Below are 17,706 nucleotides of genomic sequence, written 5' to 3'. Positions count from 1 at the left end.
GCCGTCACCACTTCGACGGCGCGTAGTCCTTGAGGAACACCCCGAAGAGGTCCTCGCCCGCCTCCCCGCGCACCACAGGGTCGTAGACCCGCGCCGCGCCGTCCACCAGGTCCAGCGGCGCGTGGAAACCCTCCTCGGCAAGGCGCACCTTTGTCGGATGGGGGCGCTCATCGGTGATCCACCCGGTGTCCACCGACGTCATGAGGATCCGGTCCGTCTCGAACATCTCGCGGGCGCTTGTGCGGGTGAGCATGTTGAGCGCCGCCTTCGCCATGTTGGTGTGCGGATGGCCCGGGCCCTTGTAGCCGCGCTCGAAGACGCCCTCCATGGCGGAGACATTCACCACGTAGGAACGCCCGCTGGACGATGCTGCGGCCGCCGCCGCGAGCGACGAGCGCAGGCGGTTGATCAGGATGAAGGGCGCGGTCGAGTTGCAGAGCTGCACCTCGAGCAGTTCCAGCGGGGTCACCTCGCCGACCGCCTGCACCCATGAGTTGGTGTCGTGAGTGTCAGGCACCAGCCCGCCGGCGTCGATCGCCGTGCCATCCGCGAGTCGCTCGAGCGACGAGGACCCGGGCGCGAGGGCCAGCTCGGTGAGGCGCTGGGCCGACTGATCGGCCACCTCGCCATGGTGCGCCGAGGCCAGCAGCGGATGCACGGCGATGCTCGCCTCGATGCCGCGCGGATGCGCATCGTTCGAGGGCCCCAGCGTCAGGAGGTGAGGGCCCTTGCCCTCCTCCCACAGCCCGGGCGAGAGCGGCACGGACTCGGCGTCGACCAGGGGCGCGTACGCGCCGGGGAGCGGCGCACCGTCTGCGCCGCGTTGTTGATCACGATGTCGAGCGGGCCGTCCGCCGCGACCGCATCGGCAAGCGCCACCACCTGCGACGGGTCGCGCAGGTCGATGCCGACGACGGTGAGGCGGGACAGCCACTCCGCCGCGTCGGGCATCGCCGCGAAGCGTCGCACCGCGTCCCGGGGAAGCGCGTGGTGAGCGTGAGCGCGGCACCGTCGCGCAGGAGTCGCAGCGCGATGTGCATCCCGATCTTCGCGCGGCCGCCGGTGAGCAGGGCGCGACGGCCGCGCAGGTCGGTGCGCGCGTGACGCTTGGCGTGCCCCGTTTCCGCGCAGGCGGGGCACAGCTGGTGATAGAAGGCGTCGACGGTCGTGTAGTCCTGCTTGCAGATGTAGCAGGGACGGGGCTTGAGGTAGGTGCCTGCCGTCGGTGACGCCACGCGCGCCTCGAGGGTCAGCCCCTGGTCTCATCGTCGATGCGATCCGCCGCGCCCGTCGCGGTCGCGGCCACGACGGCGGAGTCCGCCGCAGCGATGGCGGCACGACGGTCCTTGCGGCGACGCTGCTTCACGGCCTTGATCATCGCTGCCGTGGCGTTGCGCACCGCGGTGAAGTCGGGGTCATCCTCGTCAACGTCGCCCAGCGACGCCAGGACCCGCAGGGTGACCTCGAGGTCCGCAGGATCGATGACGTGCGGGGAGGAGGTGTGGGCGGAAGTGTCAGGCACTTGGACGATGGTACCGGCGACACCGGATGCGCCACCGTCAGGTCGCGTCATGGCCGGCGGAGGATCTCCTCGCGGCGGCCCAGCAACTCGGTGACTCGCGTCGAGATCGCCACGGCTTCGCCGTCAAGCTCGCCGGCGAGTTGAGAGAGCCGCCGACGAAGGTCCTCGGCACGTGCCTTGGCTTCGGAGATGCGTTCCCTCACCATCCAGTCACTGACGATGTTGTCGAACAGCACGTCGAAGACCGCCAGAGTCTCAGACACCTCGACGCCGTCGATCGCAGCGCCCCCGATGTCGGCGAGCTCCACGGAGAGCCGCTCGAGGGCTCGATTGACCTCCCTGAAGGCTTCGGTCGCGTCGTTGATGCTCGAGTGCTTGACCATGTCGGCGACGAGTCCTCCGCCGAAGAACGTGTCATACGTCGACCATCCGCCCGCACTGTCGAGCTTCGCGAGGGCCGTGTCGAGTGCGGTCCTCGCCGCACGCAAGGCATCGACCGCCTCCGCGACCTCCCGATGGCGTGCCTGGGTGACGCCCAGCTGTTCCGCCAGCGCCGTCAGCTCTTCCGCGTCCCGCCCACCGACCGCGAGGACCGCAGTTTCATAGGCCGCAAGGGCATCGGCGTAGGAGCGATCCGCTCCTTGGAGGGCATCGTGCTCGCGGCGAACTCGCGCATCCTCAGCGATGGCACTGTCGAGCCGCGACTGTGCGGAGGCGACCGCGATCGCGGCAACGTCCGCCTCGGCGCGTTCGATGGCGAGGCGATCGGCCGTGTTTCCGCGTAGCGTCGCCCACAGCTTCGTCAGCGATGCCTCCTCCAGCCGGCGCACCTCGGACAGTTCGACCTGCAACGCGCTGTGCAGTTGGGCCAACTCATCGCGCCGGGTCGCCACGAGCGCCTCGGTGGTCTCAAGTTGGACCGCCAACTGCCTCTGGCGGGCACGGTTCTCCGCGGCGGCACGGACGGCTTCAGCAAGCTCAACCAGGGAAGATTCACTCACCCGGCCACTGTGCCATACCGCGTGAGGAGAGGCCGCGAACCGTCGGGCCGGTCATCCGGCCGGCTACTCAAGCGTCGCCGCAGCAGGCTGCCCGTCAGCCTCCCCAGCATCGTCCATGCCCTCCGCGGTCGCCCGCAGCACTGGTGGAGCGCATCGTCGGCGTGACGCACGACGTGATGGGGTTCGCCGCAGAGCGGCGCTCGGGTGGTGTTCCGCTACGGCGATCGCAGTACGCGATGCGTGGAGCTCGATCCGAGCTCGAGAATCGCAAGATCCTATGCGCGAAGCGGCTGCGCACCAACCGCTCTCGCGGTCACGCCCGTAGGCTGACCGCGCAACGAGAATCCCTGGGGAGGCACTTCTATGAGCGACTTTGCTGCCGCGCTCGACCACACGTTCACCGCGCCCATCGGCGTCGAGGTCAAGGGCGAGACCTGGACCTGCGTCGAAGTGCCCGGATCGGCGGAACTGTTCGGCACCAAGAAATCGCTGCGCGTCGATGCGGTGGTCGACGGCGTGCCGATGCCCAACACGGGCCTCATGGTGACCGGCCGGGGCGGGCACATGCTCTCGCTCAACGCCAAACTGCGAAAGCAGCTGGGCAAGGACCTCGGCGACACCGTCACGGTGACGCTCGAGAGGCGGCTGTCGTGACGGACGCGTGGCTGCCCGCGGGCTTCGACCACCCGCGGCGCGTCGACCTGGTGGACGGCGTGCACCTGCGCCCGATCCGCGCGGAGGACGTCGACATCGACATGGTGACCGTGATGGCGAACCGCGACATGCTGTGGGCGATGTACGGCGAGGCGTGGGAATGGCCTCCTGCCGACATGACTCATGAGCAGGACCGCGAGGACCTCGCGCGCCACGCCCGCGAGATGGAGGCGCACGAGTCGTTCAACTACGCGGTCCTGACGAGCGCGGAGGACCGACTCCTGGGATGCGTGTACATCGACCCGCTTCCCGCGGGGAGTGACGGCCAGCCCGCCGCGGAGGTGTCGTGGTGGATTGCGGCCGACGCCCCGAAGCCGTGGCGCGCGGCGCTCGACGCCTTCGTGCCGCGCTGGATCGCCTCCGCGTGGCCCTTCGGCGAGGTCTCCACGCCGTTCCAGCATCCGCGAAGCGGGGCATAGGCCACGAATCGGCACGCTGCGCGATGCCGATGCGCAACACGCGTGAGACGTGCCTCACAGACATGTGGGGGAACGCCTGGTCCACCCCATAGGCTCAAATCATGCTCGACATCGACACGCTGAGGTTCGTGCAGGCGATCACCGCCGTCTGTGCGTTCCTGCTGGTCTATGCGGGCACCTATCGACGCATCCGGGCTCCGTACGCCGGGTGGTGGAGCCTCGCCGTCATCGCATCGAGCACGTCGACCGTGACGTACCTCGCCGCCGACCTCGTGGGCACCCGCGCGGCGAGCGGGATCGGCAACGGCCTCGCTGTCGTCGGGGCAAGCATGATCTGGGCGTCCGCGCGGTCGCTGCGGAACACGCGCACGCAATGGTGGGTATGGGCCGGGCCGGGAGTGCTCACCGCGGCGGTCTCGGCGCTCGAGGTGCCTCAGGGCGAGGCGTGGCCGGGCGGCCTCACGCTCCTGCTCGGCATGGCCGCCATGACGGGTCTCGCCGCCGTCGAGTTGTGGAGCCTCGTGCGCGAACCGCAGCCGCGACGGTCAGTCGGCGAGCCCACCGAGGCGCGAGTCGCCATGGTGGCCATGGCGGTCACCGCCACCACCATCGCCTCGTTCTACCTGGCGCGCGGCATCGTATTCCTGACGCAGGGTCCGGACTCGGCGCTGTACCAGGACTGGTTCGGGCCCCGCATGACGACTCTGCTCGTCACGCTCATGCTGGTCGTGGTGACCTACACGGTCGCGGAGTTGTCGCGCTACGAGATGTCGCATCACTGGCGCTACCGCGCAGACCATGACTCGCTGACCGGGCTGCACAATCGGGCAGCATTCCAGGACCGCGCGGTTCCCGCCCTCAACCACGCGGCCGGGCACGGCGAGACAGTGGCCTGCGTCGTCGCCGACCTCGACCTCTTCAAGGAGATCAACGACTCCCGCGGACACGCGGCGGGAGACGCGGTGCTGGTGGCCTTCGCCGATGCCTGCCGCGCCGCGGTGCGCACCGACGACGTGGTCGCGAGGCTGGGCGGCGACGAGTTCGTGGCGATCCTGCCGCACGCCGATGCGCAGGTGGCCACGCGCGCGATCGAGCGCATCTCGACCGAGTTCGCGCTTGCAGGGGCCGCCGAGCCGCTATGGCCCACCGTGAGCTTCGGAGTCGCCGTGGGCGGGGGTGGATCCCTCGACGAGCTCATGGCACGCGCGGATCAGGCGCTGTACGGCGCCAAGCGGGCCGGACGCGCGCGGACCGTGGTCGCGGCGCCTCCCGAGGCGCGGTAGCGCCGCGTAACGCGAGCCAATAGCCGTGCGTCACCCACCCGCGCAGGGCTAGCGCGAGTCGCGCTTGGCCTGCCGCCGCGCGCGGCGCGAGCGCCCGACGCCACCGGGCAGAATGGGCGCATCCCCGTCACGCGACCGTCAGGAGCGCTCATGTCCGCCGTCACGATCCACACCACCACCGCCGGCTCCCTGCCGCGCTCTCCCGAGTTGGTCGCGGCGACGCGCGCCCTCGAGACGGCAGAGGACGGCTTCACCCTGATTCACACCCCGGAGTACACCGAGCTCGCCGCGACGGCGGTGCGCGAACTTGTCGGCCGGCAGGTCGAGGCGGGCATCACGATCGTCGGCGACGGCGAGTACGGCAAGGCGATGACCACCGCGCACGACTTCGGTGCCTGGTGGTCGTACTCATTCCAGCGAACCGCAGGGCTCGAGCTTCCCGGCCCCGACGCCGCTCCTCCCGCCCCGGTCCGCTCCGAGCCGGGTGCGCCCCGCCTCACCTCGATGACGGACCGCCGCGACTGGGTGGCCTTCGCTGAGGCGTACGGCGACCCCACCTCGGGGGTCCTGCTTGGCGAGCCGCCCTTCTGGCCGCTCACCACCGGGGACCTGGCGTACCGCGGCCACGACCACGTGGCCGCGGACACCGCCAACCTGCGCGCGGCGCTCGACGCTCACGGCCTCGAGCGCGGCTTCATCACGTCGCTTGCGCCCGGCTCCGCGGCGAGAATCGGCAACACGCGCTACGCGAGCGACGAGGAGCACATCTGGGCCTGGGCGGACGTCATGCGCGAGGAGTACCGGGCGATCGTCGACGCGGGTCTCACGCTGCAGATCGACGATCCCTCGCTCGCCGAGAGCTGGGACCAAATCAATCCCGAGCCGTCCGTGGCCGACTACCGCGCCTTCCTGCGCACGCGCATCGACGCACTCAACCATGCGATCGAGGGCCTTCCGCGCGAGCAGGTGCGTCTGCACCTGTGCTGGGGATCGTGGCATGGGCCGCACACCACGGACCTCGAGCTGCGACACATCGTCGACCTGATCCTCGAGGTCAACGCAGGCGAGTTCTCCTTCGAGGCGGGCAACGTGCGCCACGAGCACGAGTGGAAGGTGTGGCGCGACGTCGACCTGCCCGCTGGCACGGTTCTGCAGCCGGGCGTGGTCAGCCACGCAACCAACGTGGTCGAGCACCCCGAGCTGGTCGCGGACCGGATCCTGCGCTTCGCCGAGATCGTGGGCCCCGAGGGCGTCGTGGCGTCGACCGACTGCGGCCTGGGCGGTCGCGTGCACCCTCAGATCGCGTGGGCCAAGCTCCGCGCTCTGGGCGAGGGCGCACGCCTCGCGGCGCAGCGGATCGGCGGATAGTCAGGGGAGCGTGAGGACGATGCGGGCGCCCCGTCGGGCGCCCGCATCGCCTTAGCGCGTGCGCGGCTTGCGGTACGGCTTCGCGTCGTCGTAGCGATCGGAACCCCGGTCGCCGCCGCGGTCAGAACCGCGGTCGCTGCCGTAACGGGAGCCGCCACCGCGCTGGTCGGACGAACGCGGACCGGACGAGCGCGGACCGCCCGATCGCGAGCCGCCGGGCCCGCGATCCACCTGCAGCTCGATGAGCTGGCCGCTGATGCGCGTGCGGCGCAGGCGGTCGAGGACATCGGCGGGCAGATTCGCGGGAAGCTCGACCAGTGAGAAGTCCGGGCGGATGGTGATCTGGCCGAAGTCGGAGCGGTCCAGGCCGCCCTCGTTGGCGATCGCGCCCACGATCTGGCGCGGCTCGACCTTCTGACGCCGCCCCACCGCGATGCGGTAGGTGACGCGGTCACCCGAGCCGCGGTCGCGGCGTGCCGGGCGGTCGTCACGGTCGTCGCGGAAGTCTCCCCGCGCCTTGCGGGGCGCGGCAAACTCGGTGGGCGGGGCATCGTTCTCCGGGTCGAGCAGCAGGGGAGTGTCACCCTGCGCGACCACGGCGAGCGCGGCGGCCACGTCCCCCTCGGGGACGTCGTGGTGCTCGACGTAGTGGGCGACGATGTCCCTGAAGCGATCGATCCTGTCGCGCTGTGCCAGCGCCGCCGTGATCGAGTCATCGAAGCGCGCGAGGCGGGTCGCGTTGACGTCGCCCGCGGTGGGCAACTGCATGAGCGTCAGCGGCTGCCGCGTCGCCTTCTCGATCGCGCCCAGCATGCGGCGCTCGCGCGGGGTGACAAAGCTGATCGCGTCTCCCGTGCGTCCCGCGCGTCCCGTGCGCCCCACGCGGTGCACGTAGGACTCGGTGTCGACGGGAAGGTCGTAGTTCACGACGTGGCTGATGCGCTCGACATCGAGGCCGCGGGCCGCGACGTCGGTGGCGACCAACACGTCCAGCTTGCCGTCCTTGAGCTGGGCGATCGTGCGCTCGCGCTGGGCCTGCACTACGTCGCCGTTAATGGCGGCGGCGGCGTATCCGCGCGCGCGCAGCTTCTCGGCGACCGTCTCGGTCTCGTTCTTGGTGCGCGTGAACACGATCATCGCCTCGAAGTTCTCGACCTCGAGGATGCGCGTGAGGGCATCGAGCTTCTGCTGATACGCCACGACCAGGTAGCGCTGCGTGATGGTCGAGGAGGTCGTCGTCTGGCGCTTGACCGTGATCTCCTGCGGGTCGCGCAGGTAGCGCTGGGACAGGCGACGGATCTGGGCGGGCATGGTCGCGGAGAACAGCGCAACCTGCTTGTCCTCGGGGGTCGAGGCGAGGATGGTCTCGACGTCCTCGGCGAAGCCCATCTTGAGCATCTCGTCGGCCTCGTCGAGCACCAGGTACGTGAGTTCGGACAGGTCGAGCGTGCCCTTGTCGAGGTGGTCCATGATGCGACCGGGGGTGCCCACCACGACGTCGACGCCGCGGCGCAGTGCCGACAGCTGGACGCCATAGCCCTGACCGCCGTAGACCGGCAGGATGTGGACTCCGGTGCTGTGGCCGGCGTACTGCTCGAAGGCCTCACAGACCTGGAGCGCGAGCTCGCGAGTGGGCGCGAGGACCAGCGCCTGGGGCTTCTTGCGGCCGCGCTCGAGGCGGTCGAGGATCGGCAGCGCGAACGCCGCCGTCTTTCCGGTACCGGTCTGCGCGAGCCCGACCACGTCGCGGCCCGCGAGCAGCGGGGGAATGGTGGCGGCCTGGATCGCGGACGGCGTCTCGTAGCCGACCGCGCGAATCGCCTTGAGCACGTGCTCGCCGAGCCCCAGCTCCGCGAAGGTCGGGCCGGACGCTGCCGCGTCGGGGTCCGAGGGGGTGGAAGAGGGCGTGCTGGGAGAAGACATGGTCCAACAGTAGGCCCCCCGGCACGGGCGCGTCTCGCAGGCGTGGGGCCCAAAGGTCCCCATGCACGTCGGATTTCGCGGTCTAGCCTCACTCATCATGCCCTGGTTCTACGACCCGCGCCGCACGTACGAGGACAACTATGCCCTCGGGCCTTTCGGCGGCTTCGGCGATGTCGCCGCGGCGCGGCCTGACGGTCCACCCCGCGAGTCCTTTGCCGGTGAGGCCGTCTACTCGGCGTTTGGGATCCCGGCGGGGCCGCTCGTCAACGCGGCCTTCTGCGCCGCCGCCTTCCGCGCGGGCTTCGACGTCAACGTCTACAAGACGGTCCGCACGCGGACGCACCCCGTGCATCCCTTTCCCCACACGCTCGCGGTGCACGTCGACGGCGACCTCACGCCGGAGCGCGCCGCGCGGCCCCTACTCGCCGACGACGCCCTCGACGAGGCGACGAGCATCTCCAACTCGTTCGGCGTGCCATCACGCGATCCCGACGCCTGGCAGGCGGACATGGCCGCCGCGGTCGCCGCGGCCGGGCCAGGCCAGCTGCTCGTCGGTTCGTTTCAAGGCACCCGCCCCGATGCGGACGCGGGCGATCGCGACGGCGCCTACCTCGCCGATCACGTGGCGGCCGCGCGGCTCGTGCGCGAGACCGGTGCGCGTGCGCTCGAGCTCAACCTCAGTTGCCCCAACGAGGGCACCGGGGCGCTGCTGTGCTTCGACACGCCCGCCGTGACGCGCATCGTCGCGGCGGTCAAGGAGGAGATCGGGGACCTGCCGCTGTACGTCAAGCTCGCGCATTTCAGGGACGATGCCGCGCTCGCCGGGCTCGTGCGGGCGACGGCTCCGTACGTGGCCGGCTATGCGGCGATCAACACGATTCCCGCCCGGCTGGTCGACGCCGACGGCCGCCAGGCCCTGCCGGGCGAGGGCCGCGCCGTCGCGGGAGTGTGCGGCGACGCGATCCGGTGGGCGGGACTCGACATGGTCGAGCGGCTGGCGCGACTGCGGGAGGACGTGTCCTCTGCCTTCGAGATCGTGGGGGTCGGCGGGGTGCTGACGGCCGACCACGCTCGCGCGTATCGCGCGGTGGGTGCCGATGCAGTGATGAGCGCGACCGGAGCCATGCTGGATCCCGGATTGGGTGCCGCGGTGCGCGGCTCGACCGCCCCGGTGGCCTAGCCGGCGAGCATGCTCGCGACGTGGTCGAGCAGGTCCGGCTTGCGGGGAGCGTCCAGCTCGACGCCCGGCGCGACGTACTCGAGGTGCCACGATTCGGGCTTGGCGCCGCCCACACGGGCCCAGCGGGGGTGCACCCACCCGTAGGCCTCGCCATGCGTGCGTAGCCACGCGGCCGATGCGGGCTCGAAGTCCGCCGCGAGGCCCCAGCCATGGTTCGAGGTGCCCGGGCGGGCAGCCAGTCCGCCCTTCGTGTAGCGCGTCGCAACCTGGGCGCCATACGAGCGGTACGAGCTCGACACCTCAAGGTGGGTGCCGGTCTGCGCGAAGTAGGCGGAGTCGGCCCGCTCGAGCGCGGCCGCGGCATCGCAGTGCAGCACCTCGCCCGGCGCGAAGGAGAGGTCGCACAGCGCGCTCGAGGGGAGGAGGCCGTTGGCGTAGGACATGCCGGCGGGCCGCCCCTCCCAGCCGTCCTGGTGACGGGCCGATGCCGCGAGGTAGTCGGCGCGCAGGCTCGCCTCCGCGGCGGCGAGAGTGTCGCGGTACGACGCTATCCGCGACGCATTGACCGCGTCGCGCCGTGAGTTCTCGCGCTCGTTCCAGGCCTCGTGGGAGGCAGCGAAGCGCACCTGTGCGGCCGAGAGGGACTGCTCCGCCACGTCGAGCGCCTCCGTCGCCGTCGCGACCGCGTCGGGGTCGGCACGGTCGATCTCGCTCTGCGGCACGAGGGCGAGGTCGTCACGCGCCTGGGCGAGCTCGTGGGCGGCCGAGTTGTCGACAAGCCGCCCGCCTACTGCTGCGATCATCGCGTCGGTGGCGTCGACCGCGACCGCGACCGCCGCGAGCCGCGCGTCGAGACTGAGATTGGCCTCCTCGAGCGCGGCCGCCGCCGTGGTGGCCTCGAGCACCGCGGTGGTGCCGTCCACGCGCCGTGCGGAGGCCGCGAGCTCCACGCTCGCCTCCTCGAGCCGTGCGACGGCGCGCTCGACCGACTCGAGGTCCTCGACCTCGCCCTCGAGCACACGGATCACGGACGGGTCCTCGACGACGGTGGTGACGTCCACGGCGCCCGGGTCGAGGGTGGACGCCGCGTCCTCCGAGGGCGCCGCGGTGGGGGAGGGCGGGGGAGTCCCAGGTCGTGTGGAGGCCGCGGTCGGGGCCACGGTGGGCACCATGACGAGCTCCTGAGCGGAGACGGGGCGCTGAGAGGACACCGCTATTGCGCCTGCCGCCGCGTCGCCCGCGGCCGGCCCGACGGGTGCGAACGGACCGGGGGCGGCTCGCTTTCCAGCGGGGCCATCGCCCAGGTCGGCGGGAGGATGCTCGCACCCGTCACGGCAACGTCGTTCGCGAGTGCCGTGTGTGCGGCCGAGGCCGCGGCGCGAGAGACGCCCGCGGCGGCGCTGGAAACCTCGGGGTCCCTCAGCGACAGCGCGACATCGGCGGCGTCGCTCGCGCGCTCGAGGGACGCCTCAAGTGCCGCCTTGCTCTCCGCGAGGGCGAGCGCCTGCACGCGCGCCTCCTCCACAGCGGAGTCGACGCGGTGCTCGTGCGCGCCCATCGCGACGGCGAGGCCGCCCATGAAACACGTGACGGCGACGGCCGTGGCCGTTTGCCACCGCGCGGGGCCCCGCGTGGGACGGCGGGTGGGCGTGGCGGCAGGGGGCATGGGGGTACTCATGTGGAACGCAGACCTCCGACGGGGACAAGGGGCGCACGATGCGCGGCGGCACCGCCCAGGGGCGGAGCCTGCGACACGCGGCGGCGCAAGACGTCCACCATAACTGTGCTATGCCGGCGCGGTCCCGTACGGGGGCGCTCGCCGCGGTGGGGTCCGAGCGGCCCTCGGGGGCCGCCGCGGATACCACCAGGGGTTTCCTTGTCAACGCGCAATAGGCCCCGCGCGTCGTGTGACATGCGTCACACTCCGGGCTCAGAGGCCGTGCGCGTCGGCTCGAGAGGCGCGCGGTTGAGCAGCAGGGCCGCGAGGACCGTCGGGTGACGCTCGCTCGCGATCGCCTCGACGGGCGCGTCCATGTTCGCCGCCTGGAGCAGCCTGCTCACGCCCTGCGCGCCCTTGGCGATTCCGGTTGCCACGTTGTCGAGCGCGGTAGCGACCTCGGACTGAGAGTCGCGGTACTGCGCAGACACGCCGCAAGAGTCGAGAATCGCCGCGGGAATCCGGCGCAACGAGGGTGCTGCTTCGTGCGGGGTGAGGCCCGGAGTGTGGTGCGTTGGGCCCGCGCGGCCGTCCGCCTGGGACCAAAGGCCCATCCCGAGTCAAACACGAGATCTAGTGTGCTCGTACGACTTCGGCCACCACATCTAGTGGTTGGAGGCCTAGGCGAGGAAGGGACCGACCATGAGCATCACGGACATCGAGCCGGCACAGATCAACGACGACCACGCGCCGCGACCCCGCCTCGAGGTGGTCAAGCGCGACGGACGCCGCCTTCACTTTGACGACCGACGCATCGGCGTGGCCATCGCCAAGGCGTACGCGGCGGTCCACGGTGACGTGACGGCCGCGCATCAGCGTGCGATCGACGCCGTGGTGGCCCGCGTGGACGCGGAGCTTGCCGAGCGCTTCGCGGGCCAGGTGAAGATCTACGAGATTCAGAGCGTGGTCGAGCACGAGCTTCTCGAGGCGGGGGAGTACGAGGTCGCCCGCGCTTACATCGACTACCGCGTCGAGCGCGACGTCGCCCGTGCACGTTCCACCGACCTCAACCACTCGATCACGCGACTCCTCGACAAGGACTCGGCCGTGGTCAACGAGAACGCCAACAAGGACGCCGACGTCTACAACACCCAGCGTGACCTCACCGCGGGCATGGTCGGCAAGGCGATCGGGCTGCGCATGCTGCCCCCGCACGTGGCGAATGCCCACCAAAAGGGCGACATTCACTACCACGACCTCGACTACCACCCGTATGCGCCGATGACCAACTGCTGCCTCATCGACTTCAAGACGATGCTGTCGGCCGGCTTCCGTATCGGCAACGCGCAGGTCGAGCCGCCCCGGTCGATCCAGACCGCGACGGCGCAGATCTCGCAGATCATCGCCAACGTGTCGTCGAGCCAGTACGGCGGATGCACCGTCAACCGGATCGACGAGCTCCTCGCGCCCTACGCCGAGCGCAACCACGCGAAGCACCTCGCGGACGCTGCGGAGTGGATCGAGGACGCCGACAAGCAGGCCGAGTACGCGAAGTCGAAGACCCGCAAGGACATCTACGACGCGATGCAGAGCCTCGAGTACGAGATCAACACGCTGTTCACGTCCAACGGTCAGACGCCCTTCACGTCGGTGGGCTTCGGCCTCGGCACCGGGTGGTACGAGCGCGAGATTCAGCGCGCGATCCTCGAGATCCGGGTGCGAGGTCTTGGCCGCGAGGGTCGCACGGCGATCTTCCCGAAGCTGCTGTTCACGCTCAAGCGCGGGCTCAACCTCTCTCCGGGGGACCCGAACTACGACATCAAGCAGCTTGCCGTCGAGTGCTCGACCAAGCGCATGTACCCCGACATGCTCAGCTACGACAAGATCGTCGAGATCACCGGGTCGTTCAAGGCGCCGATGGGCTGCCGTTCCTTCCTCCAGGGCTGGGAGGACGAGGACGGGGTCGACTCCGTCGAGGGGCGCATGAACCTGGGTGTGGTGACGCTCAATCTGCCGCGCATCGCGCTCGAGGCGGCCGGCGACCAGGAGGTGTTCTGGCGGCTGCTCGACGAGCGGCTCGAGACCATGCACGACGCACTGCTCTACCGTGTCGAGCGCTGCAAGGAGGCCAAGCCAGGCAACGCGCCGATCCTCTACGTGCACGGCGCATTCGGCAAGCGCTTGGACCCGACGGACGACGTCGACACCCTGTTCCGGGGCGGCCGCGCGACGGTGTCGCTCGGGTACATCGGGCTCTACGAGGTCGCGACCGCGTTCTACGGCGGCGCGTGGGAGTCCAACCCCGAGGCCAAGGACCTGACGCTACGGGTGCTCGCGACGCTGCGCGACCGCGCCGCCGCGTGGAAGGCCGAGTCGGGGTACCACGTCAGCGTCTACTCGACGCCGTCGGAGAGCCTCACGGATCGCTTCTGCCGCATGGACAAGGAGCGCTTCGGGTCCGTGCCGGACATCACGGACAAGGACTACTACACCAACAGCTTCCACTACGACGTGCGCAAGAACCCCACGCCGTTCGAGAAGCTCGACTTCGAGGCCGAGTACGCGCCCTACACGTCGGGCGGCTTCATCCACTACTGCGAGTACCCCGTGCTGCAGCAGAACCCCAAGGCGCTCGAGGCGGTGTGGGACTACGCCTACGACCGCATCGGCTACTTGGGCACTAACACGCCGATCGACCGCTGCTACGAGTGCGGCTTCGCCGGGGACTTCGATCCGACAGCGCGCGGCTTCGCATGCCCCGCGTGTGGCAATGCGGATCCCCGCACGTGCGACGTGGTCAAGCGGACGTGCGGCTACCTGGGCAACCCGCAGCAGCGCCCCATGGTGCACGGCCGCCACATGGAGATCTCCGCTCGGGTCAAGCACCTGTCGGACGATGTCCGGATTCCGTTGAGCGCGCTCGACCCGGTGGCGCCCGCGTCCCAGGAGTGACGATGCCCCGCACGCCCGCGCCCGAGTGGCTTGCCGACCGCGTGAGCCAGGGCTTTGTCGCGGACTACAAGCCGTTTGTCATGGTCGATGGCGAGGGCGTGCGGTGCAGTGTCTACGTGGCCGGATGCCTCTTCGCCTGCGAGGGCTGCTTCAACGAGGACACGTGGAGCTTTCGCATGGGGGAGCGGTTCACGCCAGCGCTGGAGGACAGGATCCTCGCGGACCTCGCCCATCCGGCGGTGCAGGGCTTGTCGTTGCTCGGAGGAGAGCCCTTTCTCAACACGGGGACGTGCCTCGCGCTCGTGCGCCGCCTGCGGGAGGAGCTCCCGACCAAGGACGTGTGGTGCTGGACCGGCTACACCCTCGAGGAGTTGCTCGAGGGCTCTCCCGACAAGCTCGAGCTGCTGGAGAACGTGGACGTGCTGGTCGACGGGCGGTTCGAGCTGAGCCAGCGGGACCTGAGGCTCGCCTTCCGCGGCAGCACGAACCAGCGCGTGCTCGACGTCGAAGCTTCTCTGGAAGCCGGAGTCGCAGTCGAGTGGGCAGGGCTGGTGCGCGAGAGGACGTAGCGCGAGCGCTGGCCCCGGCCCCGGCGCCAGTCGCAGCCCCAATCCCAGTCCCAGCCCCAGCCGAGTGGGTCCCCGTCGCTTGCGCATTTCACGCACGAAGCAACACTGCACTGCCTCGCCGAGGTCATGCACGAGGCGACGTTCTGCCTGCTCGCCGCCATCACGCACGATGCGACGTCGTGCTGCTTCGTGCATGAAATGCGCAAGGGCGCGGGAGAGAGGTGTCGCATGCCGCGTCCGGCTCGAGGAGCGACACGCGCGGGCCCCTCATCGAGCCCCTCATCGAACGACTCAGCGCACCGGCGCCCATGAGTCGCCCGGCCACAATTGGGACCCGTGCGAATGCTCGGCAGTGAGCGCCCATACGACCTCCAGCACCGTGCGCCGCCCGCGTGGTCCCGCGAGGAGGGCGCCCGGAACCGCACTCATGCGGCGGCCCCCGCGAAGGCCCGTGCCGCCGCCAAGGCCCGCAATGGGTTGCCGGACTCGTCGAGCGGAGGAGAGTAGGCGGCGAAGCTACCGCGCCCCGGAAGCACCATCACGATCCCACCCGCGATCCCGCTCTTCGCGGGCGGCCCGCCGGCTTCGTGCCACGCTCCCGAGGCCTCGTACAGACCCGCGAGCGCCATCGCGTCGAGCGCCACCCGCGCGGCGGCCTCCGACACCACCAGACCCCCCGAGATGGGGTCGCGCCCCTCGCCGGCGAGCACCGCACCCATGCGCGCCAGCGTCGCCGCGTCGACCTCGAGACACGACTGGTACGTGTAGAGGTGCAGCGCGGTCTGGACGTCCGTCGCGAGCAATCCCCGCTCGGCCAGCAGCTCCGCGAGCATCCGATTGCGCTGGTTGCTCGACCGAATCGCCTCCACCATGACGGGGTCCGCGGCCAGGTTCCGACCCGCGAAGCGTGACAACCCGTCGCGGATCGCCGCCTCGTCGCCCACCAGACTCGCGACCGTGAGTGCCCCGGGGTTGACCATGGGATTGGTGCGGCCGTGAGAGGTCCGCGTGATCGCGGCGGGGTCGTTGAACGCGAGCCCGGTCGCCTCCATCCCGGTGAGCGCGAGCACGCGATCCTCGCCGGCCATGTCCACGGCAAGCGCGAGCGTGAACGCCTTCGCGACGCTCATGAGGATGAACGATGCGCCGCTGCCCTGGGCCAGCGTCTCACCGGAGAGTCGGTGGCAGGCGACGTCGAACACGTCAGGGGAGACCGCGGCGAGCGCGGGGTAGACCTGCGTCACCGCGCCGCCGGCGGCGGCGCGTCCCGCCTCGTATGCCGCGTCGAGCGGCGACTCCCACGAAGAACTCACCCCGGCATCGTCCCGTATCGGGACGGGTCCGGAGTGAAGGCTCGCGGCCTCCTACGCCTGGGCGTTGCCGGCAGCCGCCTCGCGCTCGCGCAGGGCACGGCGCAGAACCTTGCCCACGTTGGTCTTGGGCAGCTCGTCGATGAACTCGATCTGCCGGGGACGCTTGTATCCCGTGAGCCGCTCCTTGAGGAAGGCGGCGAGCTCGGCCTCGGTGAGCGACGCGTCGCGACGCACCACGAAGAGCTTGGGAACCTCTCCCGCACGCTCGTCGGGGATCGGGATCGCGCCGGCCTCCGCGACCTTGGGGTGGAGCATCGCGGCGTCCTCGATCTCCCCCGGGTACACGTTGAAGCCCGACGCGACGATGATCTCCTTCTTGCGGTCGACAATCGTGAGGAAGCCGTCCGTGTCGAACACCGCGATGTCGCCGGTGAGGAGCCAGCCGTCCTTGATGACGCGCGCGGACTCCTCGGGCTGGTTCCAGTACCCCTTCATCACCTGCGGCCCACGCACCGCGAGCTCGCCGCGCTCGCCCACGGGAAGGTCGTTGCCTTCATCGTCGAGGATACGCACGTCGGTCGAGGGCAGCGGGATGCCGATGGTACCGATCCGCGGCGCCATGTGTGTGGGGTTGACACTGACCACGGGAGACGCCTCCGTGAGGCCATAGCCCTCGATGATGTCTTGGCCCGTCGTGGACCGCCAGCGATCCGCAACGGCAGTGCGGACGGCCATGCCCCCCGCGACGGTGAGACGCAGGCTGCCGAAGTCAAGCTTCGCGAAGCCTGGATTGTCGAGCAGGGCTCCCGCGAGCGTGCTCACGAGCACGAGGCCATCGGGCTTTGACGCGCCGATCTCCTTAACGAACGCGGGGATGTCCCGGGGGTTGGTGATGAGCACGTTGTGTGAGCCGAACCGGAAGAAGCCGATGCAATTCACGGTGAGGGCGAACACGTGATAGAGCGGCAGTGCGGCCACGATCACCGACTGCTTGTCCTCGCCCAGCGTGTTGCGGATCTGCGCCATGAACTGCTCTTGGTTGGCCAGCAGGTTGCCGTGCGTGAGAATCGCGGCCTTCGCGCCGCCGGTGGTGCCACCCGTGTACTGCAGGAAGGCGATGTCGTCCTGAGTGAGACCGGGATCCGTGACCGCGCGTCCCGCTCCCTGCGCGAGAGCGTCGCGGAAGGCGATCGCCTGGGGAAGGTGGAAGTCGGGGACCATCTTCTTGACCTTGGCGGCCACGAAGTTGACGATGCTGCGCTTGGGTTGCGGCAGCAGGTCACCCACCTGGGTGATGATGACGTGCTCGATCGTGGTCGCGGGCAGGACCTGCTCGACGCGGTCCGCGAAGTTCGCGAGCACCACGATCGCCTTGGGGGCCGCGTCCCTGAACACGCCCTCCATTTCGCGCGCTGTGTAGAGAGGGTTCGCGTTGACCACGATGAGCCCCGCGCGCAGCGCGCCGAACAGCGCCACTGGGTACTGCATGAGGTTGGGCATCTGGATGACGATCCTGTCGCCCTTGTGGAGGCCCAGTCCGTGCTGAAGGAACGCGGCGAACTGCGTCGCTAGGCGGTCGACCTCGGTGAAGGTGAGCGTGCCGCCCAGGTTCGAGAACGCGACCTTGTCGCCGTGACGCGCGGCGGCGTGCTCGACCATCTCACCCAGCGAGGACTCCGCGAGCGGCGCGATGGCGCGCGGCACCTGAGGCGGATAGAACGCGAACCACGGACGGTCTGCGCCGCCGACGGGATCGATGGCGGAGGGGGACTCGGGGGACATGTCGGCTCTCATCCTCGTTGATG

The 17,706-nt window shown here is 70.1% G+C and carries 14 protein-coding genes and 1 pseudogene; 7 read left to right on the top strand and 8 right to left on the bottom strand.

Annotated features, from left to right (window positions below; all coding sequences use genetic code 11):
- Positions 1 to 4: 4 nt before the first annotated feature.
- Positions 5 to 1,573, bottom strand: a pseudogene (locus tag QUE44_RS04215) (SDR family NAD(P)-dependent oxidoreductase).
- On the bottom strand, positions 1,570 to 2,523 hold the full coding sequence (locus QUE44_RS04210; RefSeq protein ID WP_286216041.1) for a coiled-coil domain-containing protein: 954 nt from the start codon (positions 2,521 to 2,523) through the stop codon (positions 1,570 to 1,572). Before QUE44_RS04210 ends, QUE44_RS04215 begins: the two are co-directional and overlap by 4 nt.
- A 363-nt stretch (positions 2,524 to 2,886) precedes the next feature.
- On the opposite strand from QUE44_RS04210, the gene QUE44_RS04205 reads away from it, so the two are divergent.
- The 4 genes from QUE44_RS04205 (at position 2,887) to QUE44_RS04190 (ending at position 6,307) form a co-directional block, all read left to right on the top strand.
- Positions 2,887 to 3,177, top strand: coding sequence for a DUF1905 domain-containing protein (locus QUE44_RS04205; protein ID WP_286216039.1), 291 nt, complete (start codon positions 2,887 to 2,889; stop codon positions 3,175 to 3,177).
- Positions 3,174 to 3,656: a GNAT family N-acetyltransferase gene (locus QUE44_RS04200; protein WP_286216037.1), complete on the top strand. Its 483-nt coding sequence runs from the start codon at positions 3,174 to 3,176 to the stop codon at positions 3,654 to 3,656. The genes QUE44_RS04205 and QUE44_RS04200 overlap by 4 nt, the downstream gene beginning before the upstream one ends.
- Positions 3,657 to 3,757: 101 nt before the next feature.
- Complete coding sequence (locus QUE44_RS04195) at positions 3,758 to 4,939, top strand: GGDEF domain-containing protein (protein WP_286216036.1); 1,182 nt, start codon at positions 3,758 to 3,760, stop codon at positions 4,937 to 4,939.
- Positions 4,940 to 5,089: 150 nt separating this feature from the next.
- The gene (locus QUE44_RS04190; RefSeq protein WP_286216034.1) at positions 5,090 to 6,307 is read left to right on the top strand and encodes a cobalamin-independent methionine synthase II family protein; all 1,218 of its coding nucleotides are present in this window, start codon (positions 5,090 to 5,092) and stop codon (positions 6,305 to 6,307) included.
- A 51-nt stretch (positions 6,308 to 6,358) separates the two neighbouring features.
- On the opposite strand, the gene QUE44_RS04185 is transcribed toward QUE44_RS04190, so the two are convergent.
- Positions 6,359 to 8,230, bottom strand: coding sequence for a DEAD/DEAH box helicase (locus QUE44_RS04185; RefSeq protein WP_286216033.1), 1,872 nt, complete (start codon positions 8,228 to 8,230; stop codon positions 6,359 to 6,361).
- Positions 8,231 to 8,327: 97 nt separating this feature from the next.
- Between QUE44_RS04185 and QUE44_RS04180 the strand changes: the two genes are divergently transcribed.
- Positions 8,328 to 9,410 carry a tRNA-dihydrouridine synthase gene (locus tag QUE44_RS04180; protein ID WP_286216031.1) on the top strand — a complete coding sequence of 361 codons (1,083 nt, stop codon included), beginning with the start codon at positions 8,328 to 8,330 and terminating at the stop codon, positions 9,408 to 9,410.
- Here the strand turns inward: QUE44_RS04180 and QUE44_RS04175 are convergent.
- The 3 genes from QUE44_RS04175 to QUE44_RS04165 form a co-directional block, all read right to left on the bottom strand.
- Positions 9,407 to 10,582 (bottom strand): M15 family metallopeptidase, encoded by a 1,176-nt coding sequence (locus QUE44_RS04175; protein ID WP_286216030.1) that lies wholly within the window; start codon positions 10,580 to 10,582, stop codon positions 9,407 to 9,409. The two genes, QUE44_RS04180 and QUE44_RS04175, sit on opposite strands and share 4 nt — an antisense overlap.
- A 41-nt stretch (positions 10,583 to 10,623) precedes the next feature.
- Positions 10,624 to 10,989, bottom strand: a complete 366-nt coding sequence (locus QUE44_RS04170; RefSeq protein WP_286216028.1) for a hypothetical protein — start codon at positions 10,987 to 10,989, stop codon at positions 10,624 to 10,626.
- Between the two features lie 338 nt (positions 10,990 to 11,327).
- Entirely contained in the window at positions 11,328 to 11,558 is a 231-nt protein-coding gene (locus QUE44_RS04165) for a hypothetical protein (protein WP_286216026.1), read from the bottom strand.
- Between the two features lie 211 nt (positions 11,559 to 11,769).
- Here QUE44_RS04165 and nrdD point away from each other — a divergent pair, with 211 nt between their 5' ends.
- Together nrdD and nrdG are read left to right on the top strand one after the other, a co-directional pair.
- Positions 11,770 to 14,019 (top strand): anaerobic ribonucleoside-triphosphate reductase, encoded by a 2,250-nt coding sequence (gene nrdD, locus QUE44_RS04160; RefSeq protein WP_286216025.1) that lies wholly within the window; start codon positions 11,770 to 11,772, stop codon positions 14,017 to 14,019.
- A 2-nt stretch (positions 14,020 to 14,021) separates the two neighbouring features.
- Positions 14,022 to 14,588: an anaerobic ribonucleoside-triphosphate reductase activating protein gene (gene nrdG, locus QUE44_RS04155; RefSeq protein ID WP_286216024.1), complete on the top strand. Its 567-nt coding sequence runs from the start codon at positions 14,022 to 14,024 to the stop codon at positions 14,586 to 14,588.
- Positions 14,589 to 15,013: 425 nt separating this feature from the next.
- Here nrdG and QUE44_RS04150 read toward each other — a convergent pair whose 3' ends face one another.
- Both QUE44_RS04150 and QUE44_RS04145 read right to left on the bottom strand, forming a co-directional pair.
- Entirely contained in the window at positions 15,014 to 15,901 is an 888-nt protein-coding gene (locus tag QUE44_RS04150) for a glutaminase (protein ID WP_286216023.1), read from the bottom strand.
- A 51-nt stretch (positions 15,902 to 15,952) separates the two neighbouring features.
- On the bottom strand, positions 15,953 to 17,683 hold the full coding sequence (locus tag QUE44_RS04145; protein WP_286216022.1) for an AMP-binding protein: 1,731 nt from the start codon (positions 17,681 to 17,683) through the stop codon (positions 15,953 to 15,955).
- Positions 17,684 to 17,706 lie beyond the last annotated feature (23 nt).

Origin of the sequence: Demequina sediminis, assembly GCF_030296675.1 — a bacterium.
GTDB lineage: Bacteria > Actinomycetota > Actinomycetes > Actinomycetales > Demequinaceae > Demequina > Demequina sediminis.
This window is presented reverse-complemented; position numbering and strand designations above follow the sequence as displayed.